Annotated in this window: 19 protein-coding genes; 6 read left to right on the top strand and 13 right to left on the bottom strand. The window is 73.4% G+C overall.

Annotation, left to right across the window (positions count from 1 at the left end; translation table 11 throughout):
* The 3 genes from ACZ6H8_RS10525 to ACZ6H8_RS10515 form a co-directional block, all read left to right on the top strand.
* Positions 1–555: class F sortase (locus ACZ6H8_RS10525; protein WP_464146760.1), on the top strand; the 555-nt coding region annotated here is incomplete at its 5' end.
* Positions 556–565: 10 nt separating this feature from the next.
* Entirely contained in the window at positions 566–1,156 is a 591-nt protein-coding gene (locus ACZ6H8_RS10520) for an RNA polymerase sigma factor (protein ID WP_464146759.1), read from the top strand.
* Positions 1,137–1,904 carry an anti-sigma factor gene (locus ACZ6H8_RS10515; RefSeq protein ID WP_464146758.1) on the top strand — a complete coding sequence of 256 codons (768 nt, stop codon included), beginning with the start codon at positions 1,137–1,139 and terminating at the stop codon, positions 1,902–1,904. Before ACZ6H8_RS10520 ends, ACZ6H8_RS10515 begins: the two co-directional genes overlap by 20 nt.
* 153 nt (positions 1,905–2,057) lie before the next feature.
* Here the strand turns inward: ACZ6H8_RS10515 and ACZ6H8_RS10510 are convergent, their stop codons facing one another.
* From ACZ6H8_RS10510 to ACZ6H8_RS10470, 9 genes are all read right to left on the bottom strand, one after another.
* Positions 2,058–3,149: a C45 family autoproteolytic acyltransferase/hydolase gene (locus tag ACZ6H8_RS10510; RefSeq protein WP_464146757.1), complete on the bottom strand. Its 1,092-nt coding sequence runs from the start codon at positions 3,147–3,149 to the stop codon at positions 2,058–2,060.
* Positions 3,150–3,279: 130 nt separating this feature from the next.
* Positions 3,280–4,368, bottom strand: coding sequence for a C45 family autoproteolytic acyltransferase/hydolase (locus ACZ6H8_RS10505; protein ID WP_464146756.1), 1,089 nt, complete (start codon positions 4,366–4,368; stop codon positions 3,280–3,282).
* Entirely contained in the window at positions 4,365–5,105 is a 741-nt protein-coding gene (locus ACZ6H8_RS10500; RefSeq protein ID WP_464146755.1) for an FMN-binding negative transcriptional regulator, read from the bottom strand. The genes ACZ6H8_RS10505 and ACZ6H8_RS10500 overlap by 4 nt, the downstream gene beginning before the upstream one ends.
* A gap of 1 nt (position 5,106) precedes the next feature.
* A complete protein-coding gene (locus tag ACZ6H8_RS10495) occupies positions 5,107–6,174 on the bottom strand; it encodes a P1 family peptidase (RefSeq protein WP_464146754.1) in 1,068 nt (355 codons plus the stop codon).
* Positions 6,171–6,902, bottom strand: coding sequence for an ABC transporter ATP-binding protein (locus ACZ6H8_RS10490; RefSeq protein ID WP_464146753.1), 732 nt, complete (start codon positions 6,900–6,902; stop codon positions 6,171–6,173). The genes ACZ6H8_RS10495 and ACZ6H8_RS10490 overlap by 4 nt, the downstream gene beginning before the upstream one ends.
* Positions 6,899–7,795 (bottom strand): ABC transporter ATP-binding protein, encoded by an 897-nt coding sequence (locus ACZ6H8_RS10485; RefSeq protein ID WP_464146752.1) that lies wholly within the window; start codon positions 7,793–7,795, stop codon positions 6,899–6,901. Before ACZ6H8_RS10485 ends, ACZ6H8_RS10490 begins: the two co-directional genes overlap by 4 nt.
* On the bottom strand, positions 7,792–8,664 hold the full coding sequence (locus ACZ6H8_RS10480) for an ABC transporter permease (protein WP_464146750.1): 873 nt from the start codon (positions 8,662–8,664) through the stop codon (positions 7,792–7,794). The genes ACZ6H8_RS10485 and ACZ6H8_RS10480 overlap by 4 nt, the downstream gene beginning before the upstream one ends.
* Positions 8,661–9,626: an ABC transporter permease gene (locus ACZ6H8_RS10475; RefSeq protein WP_464146749.1), complete on the bottom strand. Its 966-nt coding sequence runs from the start codon at positions 9,624–9,626 to the stop codon at positions 8,661–8,663. The genes ACZ6H8_RS10480 and ACZ6H8_RS10475 overlap by 4 nt, the downstream gene beginning before the upstream one ends.
* A 1-nt stretch (position 9,627) precedes the next feature.
* On the bottom strand, positions 9,628–11,235 hold the full coding sequence (locus tag ACZ6H8_RS10470) for an ABC transporter substrate-binding protein (protein WP_464146748.1): 1,608 nt from the start codon (positions 11,233–11,235) through the stop codon (positions 9,628–9,630).
* A 225-nt stretch (positions 11,236–11,460) separates the two neighbouring features.
* On the opposite strand from ACZ6H8_RS10470, the gene ACZ6H8_RS10465 reads away from it, so the two are divergent.
* Both ACZ6H8_RS10465 and ACZ6H8_RS10460 read left to right on the top strand, forming a co-directional pair.
* Positions 11,461–12,483, top strand: a complete 1,023-nt coding sequence (locus tag ACZ6H8_RS10465) for a LacI family DNA-binding transcriptional regulator (RefSeq protein WP_464146747.1) — start codon at positions 11,461–11,463, stop codon at positions 12,481–12,483.
* A gap of 90 nt (positions 12,484–12,573) precedes the next feature.
* A complete protein-coding gene (locus ACZ6H8_RS10460; RefSeq protein WP_464146746.1) occupies positions 12,574–13,572 on the top strand; it encodes a LacI family DNA-binding transcriptional regulator in 999 nt (332 codons plus the stop codon).
* Positions 13,573–13,591: 19 nt separating this feature from the next.
* Here the strand turns inward: ACZ6H8_RS10460 and ACZ6H8_RS10455 are convergent, their stop codons facing one another.
* Positions 13,592–14,245: a TetR/AcrR family transcriptional regulator gene (locus tag ACZ6H8_RS10455; protein WP_464146745.1), complete on the bottom strand. Its 654-nt coding sequence runs from the start codon at positions 14,243–14,245 to the stop codon at positions 13,592–13,594.
* A gap of 80 nt (positions 14,246–14,325) precedes the next feature.
* Between ACZ6H8_RS10455 and ACZ6H8_RS10450 the strand changes: the two genes are divergently transcribed.
* The gene (locus tag ACZ6H8_RS10450) at positions 14,326–14,958 is read left to right on the top strand and encodes a helix-turn-helix transcriptional regulator (protein WP_464146744.1); all 633 of its coding nucleotides are present in this window, start codon (positions 14,326–14,328) and stop codon (positions 14,956–14,958) included.
* Positions 14,959–15,015: 57 nt separating this feature from the next.
* Here the strand turns inward: ACZ6H8_RS10450 and ACZ6H8_RS10445 are convergent, their stop codons facing one another.
* The 3 genes from ACZ6H8_RS10445 to ACZ6H8_RS10435 all read right to left on the bottom strand — a co-directional run bounded on the left by ACZ6H8_RS10445 (position 15,016) and on the right by ACZ6H8_RS10435 (position 19,844).
* Positions 15,016–17,496, bottom strand: coding sequence for a glycoside hydrolase family 65 protein (locus tag ACZ6H8_RS10445; protein ID WP_464146743.1), 2,481 nt, complete (start codon positions 17,494–17,496; stop codon positions 15,016–15,018).
* Positions 17,493–18,251: an HAD family hydrolase gene (locus ACZ6H8_RS10440; protein WP_464146742.1), complete on the bottom strand. Its 759-nt coding sequence runs from the start codon at positions 18,249–18,251 to the stop codon at positions 17,493–17,495. The genes ACZ6H8_RS10445 and ACZ6H8_RS10440 overlap by 4 nt, the downstream gene beginning before the upstream one ends.
* Positions 18,252–18,476: 225 nt before the next feature.
* On the bottom strand, positions 18,477–19,844 hold the full coding sequence (locus tag ACZ6H8_RS10435) for an aldehyde dehydrogenase family protein (protein WP_464146741.1): 1,368 nt from the start codon (positions 19,842–19,844) through the stop codon (positions 18,477–18,479).
* Positions 19,845–19,923: the final 79 nt, after the last annotated feature.

Here is a 19,923-nt window from a genome sequence, read left to right as displayed (position 1 = left end):
GGGTCGCCGACCGCCTCCCCGTCGCCGTCGACCCCGTCGCCATCGACCCCCGCGCCACCCGTGGGACGTGCGGATGCCGGCATCGGCGCCCAGCAGACGGCGACGACCGACGCGCCCGTCGCGGTGCGCGTGCCCGACGTTGGCCTCGACCTCGCCGTCGTGCCGGTCGGCGTCCGCGACGACGGGCAGATGGACGTGCCGCTGCTCGTGAGCGAGGTCGGCTGGTACCGGTTCGGGCCCGAGCCGGGCTCCGACGCCGGGTCGGCGGTGCTCTCGGCGCACGTCGACTCCGAGATCGGGCCGGCACCCATGGCCGCGCTCTTCGACGCGCAGCCCGGTGCGCTCGTGGAGGTGACGACCGCGAGCGGCGCCGTGCTGACGTACCGCGTCGAGACCGTGGAGCAGCTCGGCAAGGAGCGGCTGCCGCTCGACGCGCTCTTCGCCCGCGACGGGCCTGCCGTGCTGCGGCTCGTGACCTGCGCGGGCGCATGGGATCCGATCGTCGGTGCGTACGAGGACAATCTCGTCGTGACCGCGGTACCCGTCGACTCGTGAGGGGCGGCACGTGGGATACGGTGACGCCGTGACGGCGAGGTCGGTGAGCGACGACGACATCGCCCACGCGTTCGCGACCGCGTCGAGCGACGTGGGTCTGCGGCTCGCCTACGAGCGATGGGGTGGCCTCGTGCTCGCCCTCGCCCTGCGCGTCATGCCGCGACCGGATGCCGAGGACGTCGTGCAGCAGACCTTCGTCTCCGCGTGGCGCTCGCGCCAGCGGTACGACCCGGACGCCGGCCCGCTCGGCGCCTGGATCGTCGCGATCGCCAGGCGGCGCATCGTCGACCACTTCCGCAGCGCAGCCGTCAGCCGCGAGCACGCCGTCGATCCGACGATCGCGCTCGACCGTGCCGATGCCGCCCAGCCCGACGATCTGCCCGACCTCGTCGCGGGCAGCATGCTGGTCGAGGAGACCCTCGCGGGCATCGACGAGCCGCAGCGCACCATCGTGCGACTCGCCGTGCTCGAGGACCTCTCGGCATCCGCGATCGCCGACCGCCTCGAACTCCCTGTGGGAACCGTGAAGAGCCACCTGTCGCGCACGCTGCGCCGACTCCGAGACCGATGGGAGGGAACCCATGCCGCACATCCCGCATGACGACCTCGCATGGCGCGCGGCCTCGCGCGTCGAGGGCGTCGGTCCCATCGACGAGCACCTGCGCACGTGCGTGCAGTGCAGCGACGAGCTCGCTGCGCTGCAGCGCACCGTCGCGAGCCTGCGCGTCGACGCCGTCGAGCCCGAGCCGCTGCCTGAGGGCCTCTGGTCGCGCATCGCGGCAGAGGTGGCAGAGCCCGACGCCGGCGAGTCCGACGAGCGCGAGCGGGCGGTCGCGAGCGGCGAGCCCGTCACCGGTGCGGCGCCCGCTCCGGCGGCGGCGGCCGTCCGCTCACCGCGGCGCGCACGCCGGCGCCGGTTCTCGGGGCGAGCGCTCGTGGCCGCATGCGTCGCGACGGCGCTCGTCGTCGTCGGCGGCGTCGCGGTGGGTGCGTGGATCGCGCAGCGTCCCGCCGACGACGCCGTGCTCGCCGACATCCCCCTCGAGCCGCTCACCGGCGGGCTCGACGTGGCGACGGCGCAGGTGGTCGAGCGCGACGGTCACCGCCTGCTCGTCATCGAGACCGACGGGCTGCCGCCCGCCGACGGCGGCTACCTCGACGTGTGGCTCATCGATGAGGACGTCGTCGGCATGGTCAACGTCGGCATCCTCGACGGCACCTCCGGCGAGTACGTGCTGCCCGACGACCTCGACCTGGGCAGGTACCCGATCGTCGACGTGTCGGTCGAGCCGCTCGACGGCGATCCGACGCACAGCGGCGACAGCGTCTGGCGCGGCTCGCTCTCCTGAGGCGCGTCGCGAGCGCCTGCTGCGATCGCGGCGGCCCGGTGAGCGCGAGGGGGGCCGCTGACCGCCGAACCGGCACGTGAGGTGCACCATGCGTGCACATGGCACTCGACGCCGCGCTCACGTGCCGATTCGGCGAGCGAGCTGCCCGCCTGGCTACCGCAACGGCACCCGCAGCCGCGCGCCCGGCGCGTCGAGCGGCGAGCCGTCGAGCACCGTGAGCCCCGACGCGTCGATCGCGACCGTCGCGAGCGTCTGCCACGCCCTGCCGAGCGGCTGGTCGGGCCTGGCGACGCAGCAGATGTCGCCGATCTCCTCGCCGGGTGCCGTGCGCAGCATCGGCAGCAGGTCGTCCGCCCGCGTCACCGGCGCGGGCCGCGCGGCGATGCGGCGGCGCAGCAGGGTGAGCCGATCCGGGGAGTCGGGGTCGCCTCGGAACGTGCGCGACGCCGCGGCGAGCCGCTGGGAGAGGAAGTGGTTCGATCGCGGCAGCCAGTCGTGGCCGTGCGCATCCGGCTCGGGCTCCACGACCTCGCTGCCCGCCGGGCTCAGCTCGATCGCCGTCGCCGTGCGACCACCGTGGGCGGAGGGCCCGACGAGCGTGACGACGCTCGACGACGACACCGCAGCCGACCTCGCGATCGCGAGCGCGGCATCCACCGTCTCCGCCTCGGCGAGCATGCGGTGCAGCACGGAGTGGATGGGCACGCCACCTGGGCGGTCGTCGACGTGCGACAGGATCGCCAGCAGCACGCCCACGCCCGCGTCGTTCATGCCGACCTTCGCGCAGATGCCGTGCTCGGTGACGCCTGCGAATTCGATGGGAGTGCCGCGCACCTGCTGCACATGCCAGGCGTCTGCGAGCTCGCGGTGCCAGTCCCACACCTGCGCCGCCATCGCGGGGCGCACCGTCGCGAGGATCGTGCACTCGCGCCCCGGCTGCACGGCGCCCGGCCCGCCGCGAGCGACGAGCAGCTCGGTGCGTGCCGCGAGCGCCGCGGCGACCCACGGCTCGAGGCCCGCGCCCGCTGCGACGCCCAGCACCTCGTCTCGGCCGTCCGGCCACCAGTCGCCGAGCGCGTCGAGCGATGCGAGGGCGTGGGTGCGCACCTCCGACTCCGACCACCCTGCGATGGCGAACAGCTCGAGGTAGACGGGCCAGTGCGCGCGCACGACGTCGCCGACCTGGCGCCCGCGGTCGATGCCGCGGTCGCGGGGCGTCGCGCCCACGATCTCGAGCACGCGCATCAGCGATGTCTCCGCCCGGTGGGCTCGCTTCGAGGCTCGCTGCGCGGGTCGTGAGGGGGCCGCGAGCGCAGCGAGCTGCCGTCTCGAAGGGCGCACCGCAACGAGCGGTGCTGTGGCGGGCGCCCGACGGTCATTCGAACCGGCGCACCGAGTCGGCGTCGAGGCCGCTCGGCGGGCCCGCGAACCAGTCGATCGCTCCCGCATCGACGTCGAGCGACGCGGTCAGCAGCGTCTCCCAGCGCTCGGCGAGGTCGGCGGCGGGGCGCACCCGCACGCACACGGGCGCATCCGCACCCGCGGCGCCGCACATGGCCGCCGCGAGCGTCACGGCATCCGGCGCCGCCATGACGCCATCGCGCTGCGCGAGCGCGTGCTCGAGGCGCGGCCCCGTCGTCGACGTGTCGCTCGTCGCCTCCCCCTCGGCGAGGCCCGGGTCGAGGAAGTGGTTCGTGTGCGCGAGGTACCCGTCCGTCGGCTCCACGACGGCGACGCGCGCAGGCGCGAGCTCGATGCACGCCGCTCGCGCAGGCCCGGCGTCCGATGCGGCCTCGACGACCGTCAGCACCGTCGACGCGCCCACGACCGCGTCGCGCGCCAGCGCGATCGCCTCGTCGAGCGTCGACGCCTCCTCGAGGATGCGCCTCGCGACGACGTGCACGGGCACTCCTCCGGCCGAGCGGTCGGTGACGTGATGGAGGATGTTGAAGTGCACGCCGAGGCCCCGGCCGGCGGCGGTGCGGGCGACGCCGATCTTGCCGACCATGCCGGTCTCGCTGAACGTGCGCACGACGCGGCCATCGAGGGGGATCTCGAGCAGCACGCCCGTGGGGGCGAGCTCGCCGTGCCAGTCCCACGTCTGCATCGTCATGGGCCGGCGATCGTCGTGCAGGGCGACGATCGTCGAGCACTCGAGGGCGTCGACGGGTGCGTGCGCGAGGATCTCGGTGCGCGCCGTGAGCAGCATGAGGTCGGCGAGGGGCACGTCGGCACCGACCGCGACGCCGTCGAGCTCGGCGGCGATCGCGGGAGCCCATGCGCGCACGGCGTCGATCGAGGCGTCGGCGACCGACGTCGCGACGCCGTCGGGCACGCCCATGACGGCGTACGCCTGCCGGTAGAGGGCGATGGTCTCGCGGATGGGGCCCGCGAGCGCCGACCCGTAGGAGACGCCGCGCGACACGGCATCGGTGGCGGGCAGCCGCAGCTCGGCGACCTTCATCGAGGATCCTCTCCGTCGACGCGCGTCGACAGCGGTGGCAGGTGGCCTCGGCGCTCGTGCTCGGAGGGCAGCGCATCCATGAGCGCGGCGAGGTCGGCGTGGGGGCAGCCGGCGATGGCGCCGGCGCCGTCGAACGACCCGCGCCCTGCGAACTCGTCGCGCACGCGACCGCGGATGTCGGCCGGCTTGTCCTGGCTGAGCTTGAACACGGCCTGCTCCCCTGTGACCTCGATGGCGAAGGCGGTGACGCCCGTGATGATGTCGCGGAACGTCTCGAGCGAGCCTGCCATGTCCCACGGCGGACCACCGGCGCGAGCGCGTGCGCCCTCGAGCTGCGCGACGGTCTGCACGACGACGTCGAGCGCCTCGTCGTCGTCCATGAGCCGGACGGTGCCGGTGAGGTGCACGGCGGCGTAGTCGACGGTCGGCACGGCGCCGTCGGTGCCGTACAGCGACGGCGAGACGTAGCCGTGGGTGGAGGTGTGGATGAGCAGCACCTCCGGGTGCCTGCGCATCGCCCTCCAGTGCCGGTTGGCGCGGCCCATGTGCGACCACAGCGTCTGCCCCACGAGCGTGTCGAGCTCGGCGGCGTCGAGCGTCGGCGGCAGCACGACGGGCACGTGCGTGGCGATGGGGGCACCCGTCTGCGACGTCACCGCGAGCGCGAAGGGCGTCGCGGCGACGAGGTCGACGAGCGCCCTGCCGTTCGGCGGGTGGTAGCCGGGGAAGGTGTGCACGTCAGCGCACGCTCTCGATCACGGCATCCCACATGACCTCCGACGCGATGGCGCCGAACGATGCGACGGACGGCCCGAGGCCCTGGCGCGCGTCGTAGGCGGGCAGGTCGACCTCGTCGGTCGTGAGCAGGAAGAGCGTGTCGCCGTCGAGCGCCGTGTGGAACGGCTGGATGCCGCGGTGCATCGACGAGTGGATCTGCGTGGCGAGCTGGCGCAGGTCGATCTCCTCGAGGCGCGCGTTCGTGACGACGACCGACAGGGTGGTGTTGCCGCGCTGCGGGCCGCCGGATGCCGGCCCCTCGGCGGAGACGAACGCCGCCTGGCCGTCGATGGAGGGGTGCCTGCGCGTGCCGTCGTCCTGCACGTTGCCGCGCAGCACCGTGCCGTCGCGGTCGACGACGGCGCCGACGGCGTTCACGACCGTGAGGGCGAGGATCTTGAGCTCGCCGACCTGGCGGAACGCGGCGCCCTGCCCCGCCCACTCGGTGGCGGTGGGCCGCATCTTGCCGCATGAGCCTCCGACGCCCGCGCCGACGCGGCCGACCTCCACGACGCCCTCGCGCGCGTTCGCGAACGCGGCACGGCCGAGGGCGTTGTCGGGCGTGATGGCGTTGTCGCGCACGGCGAAGTCGTAGATGACGGCGCCGGAGACCACGGCGAGGTCGCCGAAGCCGGTGCGGCGGCCGCCACGCTCGAGCAGCGCATCCGTCACGCCCGTCGCCGCTGCGATGCCGTGCACGGAGCCGCCTGCGAGGCAGATGGCGTGGTTGAAGGGGTAGCGGCCTGCGATGCCGACGGCGCCGCCGCGGTCGTCGATCGCGGTGCGCGCGCCGCCCTCGACCTCGATGACCGTGACGCCCGTGGGGCCCTCGTCGTACTGCGCGGTGCCGATGCGCACGCGCGGGAAGTCGAACGGCACCGCTGCGCGTCCGGCTCCCGGCACGGGCGTGAGCGCGACGTCGTCGTTCGTCGTGAGGCCTGCGAACGACGACCGCGGCGTGCGGCGCGGCTCGGCATCCCACTCGGGCTGCGCCGCGAAGGTGGTGCCGGTCGTGGACGTGGTGGTCATCGCTCCTCCAGGAGTGCTCGGGAGTACGGGTGCGTCGGTCCTTCGACGAACGTCGCGGTGTCGGCGGCCTCCACGACCTCGCCTGCGCGCATCACGACGATGCGGTCGGCGAGGTAGCGGACGACGGCCATGTCGTGGGAGATGAAGAGCGCGCCGAAGCCGTGCTCGGCCTGCAGGCGCTGGATGAGCTGCAGCGTCTGCGCCTGCACCGACACGTCGAGGGCGCTGACGGCCTCGTCGAAGACGATGAAGCGCGGGCTCGTGATGAGCGCCCGGGCGATCGCGACGCGCTGCCGCTGCCCGCCCGAGAGCTCGTGCGGATGCCGAGTGGCGAGGTCGGGTGCGAGGGAGACCTGCTCGAGCATGCCCGCGACCCGCTCGCGCACGATCGCACGGTCGCGCGTGCGCACCTGCAGCGGCTCGGCGATCGACGCCGCGACGCTCATGCGGGGATTCAGCGCCCACATCGGATGCTGCAGCACCGCCTGCATGTCGCCGGCGACGCGGCGGCGACGCAGCGGCTGCCCGTCGAACAGCACGGTGCCCGAGGTGGGCGCGCGCAGGCCGAGGGCGACGGACGCCGCCGTCGACTTGCCGGAGCCCGACTCGCCGACGAGGCCGACGGTCTGCCCCTCCTCGACCGCGATCGACACGTCGCGCATGGCGTGCACGGCGCGGGCGCCCGTGCCGAAGCGCACGCTGACGCGGTCGAGCTCGACGAGGCTCATGCGCGGGCCTCCTCGTCTGCAGACGGGACCGCCGGCCGCGCAGGGGCCGCGGACCCCGCCGCATCCTCACCCTGCGCCGCGAGCAGCTCGGTGTACGTGCGCACGGGCACGTCGCGCCGCAGCCGCGAGGGCATCGCGGCGATGAGCGAGCGCGTGTAGGGGTGCTCGGGATGCTGCAGCACCACGTCAGGCGGTCCGACCTCGACGACCTTCCCGCGGTACATGACGGCGACGCGCCGACACCAGCGCGCGACGGCCTCGAGGTCGTGGCTCAGCCAGATCACCGTCGCCCCTGTCTGCTCGGCGGCCTCGAAGATGAGCCGCAGCACCTCGCGGCGCACGTTGGCGTCGAGCGCGGCGGTCGGCTCGTCGGCGACGAGGATGCGCGGCCGCCTCGCCATGGCGATCGCGATCGCCACGCGTTGCGCCATGCCGCCGGAGAGCTCGTGCGGGTAGCGGCGCAGCACGTCGACCGGGTCGGCGATGCGCACCTCCTCGAGCATCGCAGCGAGCGCGGCGCGCGATGCGTCGCCACCGAGGGCTCGCACGACGAGCGCGAGCTGCCGGCCGACGCGCTGCGTGGGGTCGAGCGTCGCGATGGGGTCCTGCGGGATGAAGCCGAGCGCGTCGCGGCGCAGCGCTCGCAGCCCCGGCCGGTCGAGCGCGGCGACGTCGACGCCGTCGACGCGCACCGTGCCGCTGGCGAAGCGTCCGTTCGCGGGCAGCAGCGCACCGATCGCGGAGCCGAGCGTCGACTTGCCGGAGCCCGACTCGCCGACGATCGCGAGCGCCTCGCCCGCCTCCGCCGACAGCGTCGCGCCGTCGAGGGCGCGCACGACGCCGCGCGACGTCTGGAACTCGACGACGAGGTCGTCGATCTCGATGAGGGTCATGTGAGGTCCACCGTCTGACGAGGCTCGAGGCGGTCGCGCAGGCTGTCGCCCACGAGCGTCACCGACAGGATCGCGAGCACCATGGCGCCGCCGGAGGCGACGAGGATCCACGGGGCGGTGAGCAGGTACAGGTTGCCCTCGCTCGCGAGCAGCCCCAGCGACGACGCCGGCAGCTGCACGCCGTAGCCGAGGAACGACAGGCCGCCCTCGACGAGGATCGCGACCGACAGCGCGTACGTCGCCTGGATGACGACGGTGCCCGACACGTTCGCGAGCAGGTGCCGCACCATGATGACCGGGGCGGGCACGCCCGAGATGCGGGCGGAGATCACGAAGTCGCGGCGCACGACCTGCGATGCCGCCGCTGCGACCATGCGCGTCATGAGCGGCACGGTGATGAGCACGATCGCCGCGAGCGAGGCCGAGATGCCCGCCCCGAACGCCGCCGCGACCAGCAGTGCGAGCAGGATCGACGGGAAGGCGTAGAGCACGTCGCCGATGCGCATGACGACCTCGCGCACCCAGCCGCCGAGGTAGGCGGCGAGGATGCCGAGCGCCGTCGCGATGACGGCGGTGCATGCCACGGCGACCGCCGAGAGCAGGAAGGTCGTGCCGATGCCCTCGAGCAGCCGCGCGAGCAGGCTGCGTCCGAGCGAGTCGGTGCCGAGCGGATGCGCGAGGCTCGGAGGCTCGAAGCGGCCGCCGACGGTCGTCGTGCCGTCGTCGAGCCCCGGCACGATGCGGCCGGCGATCGACAGCAGCACGAGCAGCGCGAGCACGCCGAGCGCCGCGGTGAGCACGGCATCCTTGGTGCGAAGCCTGCGGAGGCGGCCGGGTGCGGCCGCGAGCCCGGCGGCGACGCCGGTCACGACCGGGCCCCGATCGTCGAGACGCGCGGGTCGACGAGGCTCGAGGCGAGCTCGACGAGCACGCTCGTGACGACGAAGACGATCGCGGCGAGCATGACGCCGGCCTGGATGACGGCGTAGTCGCGGCGATCCATCGCGAGCAGCAGGTACGAGCCGACGCCTGGCACGTTGAAGAGCCCCTCGACGATCACGGCGCCGCCGAGCAGGTACGCGAGCAACGTGGCGGCGAGCGTGAGGATGGGGATCGTCGCGTTGCGCAGCACGTGGTGCCGCACGATCGACCACGGTCGCTCGCCGCGCGCGACGGCGGCGTGCACGTACGGCTCGACGAGCACGCCGAGCGTGGCGTCGCGCGTGGTGCGGGCGGTCGCCGCCGCGCAGAACACCGACAGCACGAGCGCTGGCAGCAGCGACGACAGCAGCCCCTGCCCGACGTCGTCGGAGACGGGCGTGAAGGCGCCGATGGTGATGCCGAGCGGCACGGTCGAGAAGAGCAGCACGACGAGGGCGCCGAGCACGAACTCGGGCACCGAGATGCCGAGCCCGCCGAGCACGCGGGATGCGACGGCGCCGCCGCGTCGGCGTGCCCGCAGCGCCTGCCGCACGCCCACGGGCACCCCGACGAGCAGCGCGATCGCGAGTGCCATGATCGCGATGGTCGCCGTGACCGGCAGGCGCAGCACGAGCTCGTCGAGCACGGGCTGCCTCGACACGATCGACGTGCCGAGGTCGCCCGTGACGATCTGGCCGATCCAGATGCCGAACTGGCTGACGAGGTCGCGGTCGAGCCCGAGCCGCTCCACGAGCGCGTCGCGCTGCTCCTGCGTCGCGAGGGGGCCGAGCAGCACGCGCTCTGCCTGGCCGGGCACGACGCGCACGGCCAGGAACACGAGCAGCGCGATGCCCAGCAGCGTCACGAGCCCCGTGAGGACTCGCCCGCCGACCCATCGCACCGCCTGCACGTCAGCCCTCGAGGATGCGGAAGTCGGCGACGAGGCGCAGGAAGTCGCCGTAGCCCTCGTCGGCGAGGATCGACGGCGACAGCTGGTCGCTCGCGAATCCGATCACCTGGGGACGCGTCGCCAGCGGCAGCATCTCCGCGTACTCGTCGGCCAGGTCGCACACGGTCTGCAGCGCCTCGGCGCGCTCGGCACCGGGGGCGAGCTGCTGCGCGGCGACGATCGCCTCCGACAGGTCGTCGTGCGTCTGCGTGAACCCGACGTTGAAGAACGCGGTGTCGGGGTTCCACCAGCTCGTCACGATCGACGCGTCGCCGTAGCCTGCGAACCACGACAGGGCGATGTCGAAGTCGCCGGGCTGCGAGACGTACACGCGCTCGCCGAAGGTGCCGTCGTCGACGCTCTCGAGCTCGATCTGGGCGCCTGCCGCCTCGAGCTGCTGCTGGAGGAGCTGCGCGATCGCGGCGAGGGCGGGGTCGGAGTTGTAGATGAGGATCGACGCCTCGAGGCCGTCGAGCGCGTCGGCGTCGACCTCGGCGGATGCCGACGGCACGGAGTCGGCGGCGCACGCGTCCGGCAGGTTCGCCGGGGTGACGGCGGTGGGCACGGCGGCACCTGCGAGCGCGACGTCGACGAGCGCGTCGCGATCGATGACCGCGTTGACGGCCTGTCGCACCTCGGGGTCGGCGAACGGCGAGGCGGGATCCACGGAGTTGAGCATCGCGTAGAAGAAGTCGCTCTGCGTCTGGCTCACGGCCGTGACGTCCTGGGCCGACTGCAGCAGCTGCAGCGCGTCGGGGTTCGAGAAGTTCGCCAGCTGCGTCGAGCCGTCGCGCAGGCCGGCGAGGCGCGTCTGCTCGTCGCCTGCGATCACGAGCTCGAGCGTGTCGACGCCGAGCGCGTCGGCGTCCCACCACTCGGGGTTGGCCTCGAAGGTCCACGACTCGTCCTGCCGGTGCTCGCCGACGGTGAAGGCGCCGCTGCCGAGCATCTCGCTCACGGGGTCGAAGGCGCCTGCGGTCAGCTCCTCCATGGGCAGGATCGCGGCGGGGGTGTTCGCGAGGGCTGCGAGGAACGGCGTGTAGGGGCTGCCCAGGGTCACGGTCACCTGCTGCGCGTCGCCGCTGGTGTCCTCGATGGATGCGACGGGCCCGAGCTGCCCCGACCACACGGAGCCGGAGTCGATGAGGCGCTGCAGCGAGCCGACGACGTCGGCGGCGGTGACGGCGCGGCCGTTGGAGAACGTCGCGTCGGGCTGGATCGTGAAGACGTAGGTGGTGTCGTCGGGCTGCTCCCACTCGGAGGCGAGCTCCGGCTCGATCTCGGAGCCGGGGCCGACGGTCACGAGCGACTCGTACACGAGTCCCATGATCGACCAGGAGCGGGCGACCTCCGCGAAGGCGGGGTCGAGTCCCTGCGCCTCGGCGGTGTCGTAGTCGATCTGCACCTGGAGGGTGCCGCCGACGCTCTCGACGGACTCGTCGGCGTAGGCGACGTAGCCGCCCGGCACGTCGGCGTCCGGCTCGGAGGGCGCGGCACCGCCCGAGCATCCTGCGAGCGCGATCGCCGCGACGGCGGCGACCGCGATGGCTGTGGTGGAGGTGGTGCGCACGGGGGCCTCCCGGTCGAGTCCTGGTGGCGACCCAGCGAGGGGTGCTGATCGTCGGGCGCCGGTGCCGGATCGTTCCGGCATTGCCCGGAATCTACGCGGGGCCGTCGACGCGGTCAAGAGCGGATGCCGCAGAGCGGCCATGTCGTCACAGACTCGTAACACGCGATGACGGAACGATCCGGCCCGCGCGGTTCCGGGGGACGACGCTGTGATAGACACAGGGTCATGAGCCCCCGGCCACCCTCGACGCGCGCCGCGACGATCGTCGACGTCGCACGCGCAGCCGGGGTCGGTCGCACGACCGCGTCAGACGCGCTGCGCGGGCACGGCCGCGTCTCCGAGGCGACGCGCACCGCCGTCGAGGCCGCAGCCGCCGCGCTCGGCTACCGGCCCAACTCGGCGGCCCGCTCGTTGCGCGCCGCCACGACCGGCACCGTCGGCATCCACCTGCCGGAGGCGATGACGCGCATCGAGTACTACCTGCAGACCGTCTACGGCGCGCTCGAGCAGGCGGCGATCGACGAGGTCGACGTCACGCTCATCACGTCGCGTCGCCTCGCAGGCGGGCAGGCGCCGCCCGCCGTCGACGGCGTCATCCTGCTCGACCCGCTCGCCGACGACCCCGTCGCCGAGCGCCTCCTCGCCCTCGATCAGCCCATCGTGACGCTCGAGGGCGTCCTGGGCGGCAGGCCCACCGGCATCGTCTCCGCCGACCACGAGGCATCCGTGCGCGAGCTGCTGGGCCACCTCGCCGCCCGCGGCGCCACCGCCCCCGCACTGCTCGCCTCCCCCGCCGTCACCGACTGGGGCGGTCGCGTGCAGCGCGCATACGGCGCGTGGTGCGCAGAGCACGGCATCGAGCCCGCGATGGTCGAGCGCCCCTTCGGATCCGACTCCTCCGTCTACGCCGCCGCGGCCCGCGAGCTGCTCGTCGCGAGGCCCGAGGTCGACGCCTTCCTCTGCGGCCCCGACGGCTCCGCGATCGTCGTCATCGACGTGCTGCAGGACCTCGGCCGCGACGTGGGCGACGACGTGCTCGTCGCAGCCCTCGTCGACAACCCCGCCTACGTGTACACGGATCCGCCGGTCACGGCCATCGACCTCACCCCGAGGGCCGCCGGCGCCGCGTGCATCCGGCTCCTGCTCGACATCGTGCGCGGCGAGCGCCCCGCCGATGCCGAGTCGCCGCTGCCCATCGAGGTGCGCTACCGCGCGAGCACCCAGGGCGCCGGGTCGACGCCGCGATGACGCGGCGCGACCGGAGGGATGCCCGCGCGCCACGCCCCTCCTCGGGAGCGTCGGCCCCGGATTGAGGAAAGTTCGGCCAGGATGGACCCCATGCCCACCGAGCCGACGAGGCGAGCCACGCGCGCCGACGTCGCACGACTCGCAGGCGTCAGCCCGGCTGTCGTCAGCTTCACCCTCAACGGCGGGCCCAGGCCCGTCGCGCGCGAGACCGCCAAGCGGGTGCTCGAGGCCGTCGCGCAGCTCGGCTACACGCCCAACGCCGCCGCGCGCGCCCTCTCGATGGGATCGAGCGGCGTCATCGGGCTCATCGTGCACGACATCACGAACCCGTTCTACAGCCGCATCGCAGCGACCGTGCAGGCAGAGGCCGACGTCCGCGGCATGAGCGTCATCGTCGCGACCACCCTCGACGATCGCTCGCGCGCCCTGCCGCTCATGCGCGCATTCGACGCACGCCACGTCGACGGCATCATCGTCACGACCTACCTCTCCCGCGACGCGGTCGCCGAGGCCTCGCGGCTGCGCGCACGCATCGTGCAGCTCGAGTCCGAAGGGCCCATCCCGGGCGTCGTGCGACTCGACACCGACCTGCGTCGAGGCTCCGCCGCCGCCGTGCGCCACCTGGTCGACCTCGGCCACGAGCGCATCGCCTACGTGGGCGGGCGCTCCCCCATCGACGCGAAGATCGGCCCGTGGGAGGAGTCGCACCGCGAGCGCGGCGTCGAGCCCGGCAGGCTCGAGATCGTCGAGCTCAGCAGGCGCGGAGGCTACGAGGGCATGCGCGCCGTGCTCGCCGACGAGACGCCCACCGCGGTGTACGCAGGCTCGGACATGGTCGCCCTCGGCATCCTGCGCGCCATCCGCGAGGCAGGGCTGCGCGTGCCCGAGGACATCTCGGTCATGGGCTTCGACGACACCGAGGACGCCGAGTACGCCGCCCCGGCGCTGTCGACCGTGCACGTGCCCGTCGCCGACATGGCACGCGACGCGGTGCGAGCGCTCACCGATCCCGAGCCCATCGAGCCCGTCGAGCGCATGTACCCCACGCGGCTCGTGCTGCGCGACTCGACGGCACCGCCACGACGCTGACGCGTCGGCACCGCCGGCGTCAGCGCAGCAGCCGCCATCGGCGTGCGCCCCCGCGCGCCGGGTCTGGCTGCGTCACGCCCATGCCGAGCCCGATCTCGTCGAGCGCATGTCGGCGAGCGAGCGCCAGCAGCTCGGCGTCGCCATCCGCAGAGGCCTCGAACGCCGACCGCGCCAACGCGTCGAGGATGCGCACGGCGCCTTCGAGCCGCGCGCTCGTCACCGCCTCGCGCCTCGTCGACGGCAGATGCGCGACGCTCGCGCGTGCGAGTCGGTCGACGCACGCGAGGACCGCCGATCCCTCGTCGCCGAGCCAGTCGCGCACCGTCACCGCCCGGAACCCCGGCACCGCTCGGTAGGCGCCCACGATCACGTCGAGGACCGCGTCGATCGCGGCGTCCCAGCCGTCGACCGGTCGCGACAGCGCATCGTGCAGTCGCTCGTGGAGGATGGCCGAGCTGCGCTCGCGCAACCCGTCGATGACGCCGATGCGATCGGGGAAGTAGCGGTAGATCGTGCCGATCGACGCGCCCGCCTCCTTCGCGACGAGCGTCGTCGTGAGGTGGTCGAGCCCGACGCGATCCACCACGGCCGCAGCGGCCTCGATCAGCGAGTCGCGGCGCTCCTGGGACCTCCGACGCGGGCCCCACCCCTCGAGCCGCTCCGCCTCGCCCATGTCCTGCACCCCTCTCGCGCGGCCGCATCGCGCAACGCCTGTTGCAGCCGTGGCGACCACTCACCATGATGGACATCATCATGCATGCAACCCGCAGCGTCCTCCTCCGCACGGGCGAGTCCGCACCTCGCCCGGCCTGCACGATCCGCGTCGCCGTGTGGTCGGCATACCCCGTCGCGGCCGAGGCGTTGCGTGACCGCCTCCGATCCTCGGCCGTCGGATTCGACGCCGAGCGGCTCGCCGACCACGACGAGGGCACCGCGCGCTTCGACGTCGGCCTCGTGCTGCACGACGACCTCGCCTCCGGGGTCGCGGCGCGACTCACGCGCGACGGCGTGCCGGTCGTGCAGCTGACCGACATGGCGGTCGGCGATCGCGCTGGCGTGCGCGTGCTGCCGCGGCAGGCGACCCTGTCGGCGATCGCGCACGCGATCGCAGGGCTCGCGGGGCCCGCCACGAAGGGGGAGGCACGCTCTGCGCTCAGCGCCCGGGAGCTGGAGGTCGCGACTCGCTACGCGCTGGGCAGCCCCATCGCGGTCATCGCATCCGAGCTCGACATCGGGCACGAGAGCGTGCGCACCTACCTGCGGCGCGCGCGCACGAAGCTGCGGCACGACGGCCACGACGCATCGAACCGCGCCCACCTCGCGACGCTGCACGCGAACGGCGTGCTGCGTCGGCGCGCGCCGCTGGGGCGCGCCGCCGCGCGCTGAGAGCCGTCGCGATCGACCCGCCTGCGGCGCCCGCCCTTCGGTGGGCGCCGCAGCGCGTCAGCGCTCGTCGTCGTGCGCGAAGGTCGGCAGCGACGCCGTGATGAGCGTGCCGTCTGCGCGACGGAAGCCCTCGAGGTCGTCGGTCGAGGGCGCATCGCCGGTCACGAGCGGCCCCTGGCCGTCGAGGTCGACGGTGCGCGGCTCGCCCGCTCGCACGAGCACGCGCTCGCCGCGCACGCGCACGACCGCATCCGTGCCCTCCTCGACCGTGAAGGTCATGGCATCCTGCTGCACGCGGATGCGCAGGCGCGTGCCACGCAGCGTCATGCGGAACGCGATGCCATCCCAACCCTCTGGCAGGCGCGGGTCGAACGAGATCTCGCCGTCGTGGTCGCGCATGCCGCCGAAGCCGGCCGCGTAGGCGAGCCAGATGCCACCCGTCGACGCGACGTGCACGCCGTCCGGGGTGTTGCCGTGCAGGTTCGCGAGGTCGACGAACAAGGCGTCGAGGTGGTACTCGAGCGCGAGGTCGCGGTAGCCGACCTCCGCGGCGATGATCGACTGCACCACCGCTGACAGCGTCGAGTCGCCCGTGGTGAGGGCGTCGTAGTACTCGAAGTCCCGCCGCTTCTCCTCCGGCGTGAAGTGGTTGCCCTGCAGCAGCAGCGCGAGCACGACGTCGGCCTGCTTCAGCACCTGGAAGCGGTAGATGACCAGCGGGTGGAAGTGCAGCAGCAGCGGGCGGTGCTCGGCCGGCGTGTTCGCGAGGTCCCACACCTCCCGCTCGAGGAACTGCGCATCCTGCGGATGCACCCGCAGCTCCTCGTCGAACGGGATGTGCATGCCGTCCGCGGCACGCGTCCACTCGGCGATCTCGGCCTCCGTGACGCCGACGCGCGCGACCATCCGCTCGTACGCGGCAGGGTCCTCCTCGCGCAGGCGACGCACCGCTCCCGCGGCCGCGCGCAGGTTCGCGCGCGCCATGACGTTCGTGTACAGGTTGTCGTTCACGACGGTCGTGTACTCGTCGGGGCCCGTGACGCCGTGGATGTGGAAGACGTCGAGGCCGTTGGAACGCCAGAAGCCGAGGTCCTCCCACATGCGCGCCGTCTCGACGAGCACGTCGATCGCACCGCGAGCCAGCAGCTCGGCGTCGCCCGTGGCCTCGACGTACTGCATGAGCGCATGCACGATGTCGGCGTCGATGTGGTACTGCGCCGTCGACGCGGCGTAGTACGCGCTCGACTCCTGCCCGTTGATCGTGCGCCACGGGTACAGGGCGCCCAGCTGGTTCATCTCGGACGCGCGATCGCGGGCGGCGTCGAGCATGCCCTGCCGGAAGCGCAGCACGTTGCGGGCGACGCCGGGCGACGTGTACGTCAGGAACGGCATGACGTACACCTCGGTGTCCCAGAAGTAGTGGCCGCCGTAGCCGGAGCCCGACACGCCCTTCGCCGCGATGCCCCCGCCGTCGGTGCGAGCCGCGGCCTGCGCGAGGGCGAACAGATTCCACCGCACCGCCTGCTGCAGGGCGGCCTGCCCCTCGACCTCCACGTCGGAGCGCGCCCAGAAGTCGTCGAGCCACTCGCGCTGCGCGGTCTTCACGGCATGCGCGCCGAGGCCCTTCGCGCGATCGAGCGTGCGCTTCGCGCGGTCGACGAGCTCGCGCACGGGCACGACGCGGGCCGTGTGGTAGGCCGCCCACTTCGTGAGGCGGATGCGGTTGCCCGCCTTCGCCTCGATGCGGAAGACGTGCTTGGCGAGGTCGTCCTCCACATGGCCCACGCACGACCACTCGTCGTCGGTCTCGAGGGCGTGCTCGATGCCGACCGCGATCGTCATGCCCGAGTTGACGGCACGGAACCCCAGGATGACGCGGCTCTCGCGGTCGTGCGTGTGGCCCGGCTCGAGCACGCGTCCGTCGACGATCTCCGCCTTGCGCGGGTCGAACCCCTCCGCCTCGTTCGTCGCGTGCAGGTCGTCGCGGAGGTCCTGCCGGTTCATGAGCTGGCTCGAGATGATGATCGACGCGTCGTCGAGCGGCGTCACCTCGTACTCGAGCAGCGCGAGGTGCCGCTCGGTGAACGACACGAGCCGCGACGTGCGGATGTGGATGCGCTTGCCGCTGGGCATGCGCCACTCGCACTCGCGCTCGAGCACGCCGCGCTGGAAGTCGAGGCGGCGCGAGTAGGCGGTGAGGTCGGCGTCGGCGAGCACGAACGGCTCGTCGTCGACGTAGAGGCGGATGATCTTCGCGTCGGGTGCGTCGATGATCGTCTGGCCGACGCGGGCGAAGCCGAACGCCTCCTCCGCGTGCCGGATGGGCCACGTCTCGTGGAACCCGTTCACGTACGTGCCGAACGCGTGGCCGTGCCGCGCCTCGTCGACGTTGCCGCGCATGCCGAGGTAGCCGTTGCCGACGGCGAAGAGCGTCTCGCTCGTGCCCTGCGCGTCGGCGTCGAACTCGGTCTCGACGAGCGCCCACTCGTCGATGGGGAACCGCTGACGGTCGAGCGGGTCTGCAGCGTCGCGCCTCACGCGTCACCTCCGGTCGGGAGCGAGGGGATGAGCTCGGCGAGGTCGTCGACGACGAGGTCGGCGCCGTGCTCGAGCAGCGAGTCGGCGCCCGCGCCGCGGTCGACGCCCACGGTGAGCAGGAACCCGCCCGCGCGACCGGCGGCGACGCCGGAGTGGGCATCCTCGACGACGACGCACTCGTGCGCAGCGAGGCCCAGCAGCTGGGCACCCTCGAGGTAGGTGGCGGGCGAGGGCTTGCCCGCGAGGCCGTGCGCGGCGGCGTGGACGCCGTCGACGACCGTCTCGAAGCGGTCGCGCAGGCCCGCGGCGGTCAGCACGCGCTGCCCGTTGCGGCTGCTCGTGACGACCGCGACCTGCAGACCTGCGGCCTCGGCGGCGGCGAGGAACGCGACCGAGCCCTCGTACGGCGCCACCCCGTGCTCGTCGACCTCGGCGTTGAACGCGACGTCCTTGCGGGTGCCGAGGCCGTGCACGGTGTCGAGCTCGGGTCCGTCGGTCGTCTCGCCCTCGGGCAGCACGATGCCGCGAGCGGCGAGCATGCTGCGCACGCCGTCGAAGCGCGGCTTGCCGTCGATGTGCGCGAAGTAGTCGGCATCCGTGTACGGCGCGGCGCCGTGCTCTGCCAGCACCGGGGTGAACAGGCGGGACCACGCGCGCATGTGCACCTCGGCGGTCGGCGTGAGCACGCCGTCGAGGTCGAACAGGATTGCGCGTGCACGCGCGAGCGCGCTCGCGTCGCGGGAGCCGTGGATCATGCGTCTGCGACCTCTCGGAACGGGTGTCGGTGATGCCATGCGACCCGGTTCATCCCTGCCGCGCTCGCGAGCGACGCTACCGCAGCCCTGCGCTGCACCGCATCTCGGGTGCACGCTGCGTCACCGGGCGGAGCCTCCCTCACCGAGTGGTCGCTCGATGCACGCGAGTGGTCGCTCGATGCGGCGCTCCGGGCGGGATCGCCGCACCGAGCGACCGCTCCCGGCTCAAGCGGGCTGGGTCACGAGCCGACGGTTCGCGAACTCCAGCACGGCGTCGGGTCCGAGCTCGCGCCCGAAGCCCGAGCGCTTCACGCCGCCGAACGGCAGCTCCGGGCGCGAGACGCCGAACGCGCCGATCGACACCATGCCCGCCTCGAGCCGCTCCGCGACCCACGCCGCACGCTCGGGATCGGCATCGTCGAACACGGTCGCGCCGAGCCCGAACGGCGAGTCGTTCGCCACCCGCACCGCCTCCTGGGCGTCCGCGACCGGCACGACCATCGCGACGGGGCCGAAGAGCTCCTCGTGCCACACGCGCATGTCGGGCGTGACGCCGGTGAGGATGCCGGGCTCGACGAACGCACCGGCGCCCGGCATGCGGATGCCGCCTGCGACGAGCGTCGCGCCCTCCGCGACGGCGGAGGCCACCTGCGCGACGAGGTCGGCTGCTGCCGCCTCGCTCGACATCGGGCCGAGGTCGACGTCCTCGTCGAGCGGCGAGCCGATGCGCAACGCCCGCATGCCGGCAGCGAGGCGCTCGACGAACGCGTCGTGCAGGGACTCGTGCACGATGAACCGCTTCGCCGACGTGCAGGCCTGGCCGCAGTTGCGCGTGCGCGCGGCGATCGCGACCTCGACGAGCGCGTCGAGGTCGTCGGTCGACAGCACGACGAACGGGTCGGAGCCGCCGAGCTCGAGCACGCACCGCGTGAGCGAGCGACCGGCGACCTCCGCGACCGCGGCACCCGCGCGCTCCGAGCCCGTGAGCGAGACGCCCTGCACGCGCGGGTCGGCGATCATCGTCGCGATCTGCTCGTTCGACGCGAGCACCGTCTGGTAGACGCCGCTGGGCAGGCCCGACGCATCCGCCATCGCCTGCATCGCGAGCGCAGCCTGCGTGCAGGTGCCCGCGTGCTTGATGACGACGGGGTTGCCGAGCAGCAGGTTCGGGGCCGCGAGGCGAGCCACCTGGTAGTAGGGGAAGTTCCACGGCATCACGCCCACGATCGGACCCGTCGGTCGCAGCTCGACGCGGGCGTCGCGCCCGCGCCAGCCGGTCTCGAGCGCGCGGTCGGCGAGCAGCTCGGGGCGGCTGGCGTACCAGTCCCAGATCGAGGCGACCAGGCGCACCTCGCCGATGCCCTGCTGCAGCGGCTTGCCCATCTCGCGCGCGATCGTCGTGGCGAGCGCCGTCTCGTTCGCGCGGAACGCGGCGGCGATCGACCGCATGGCGGCGATGCGCTCGCCGAGCGGCGGCATGGATGCGTGCGCGTCGGCCGCGGCGGCGAGGGTCGCCTCGATCTCGGCGTCGGTGGCGTCTGCATGCTCGGCGAGCAGCTCGCCGGTGGCGGGATCGACGGATCGGTAGGCCATGCTCGCGCTCCTCCCGGCCCGCTCGGATGCGGCGCCGACACCGGCACGATACCTCGGCATTGCCTGGTGACGGAACGAT

The organism is Agrococcus sp. AC640b (assembly GCF_979255995.1).
This window is presented reverse-complemented; position numbering and strand designations above follow the sequence as displayed.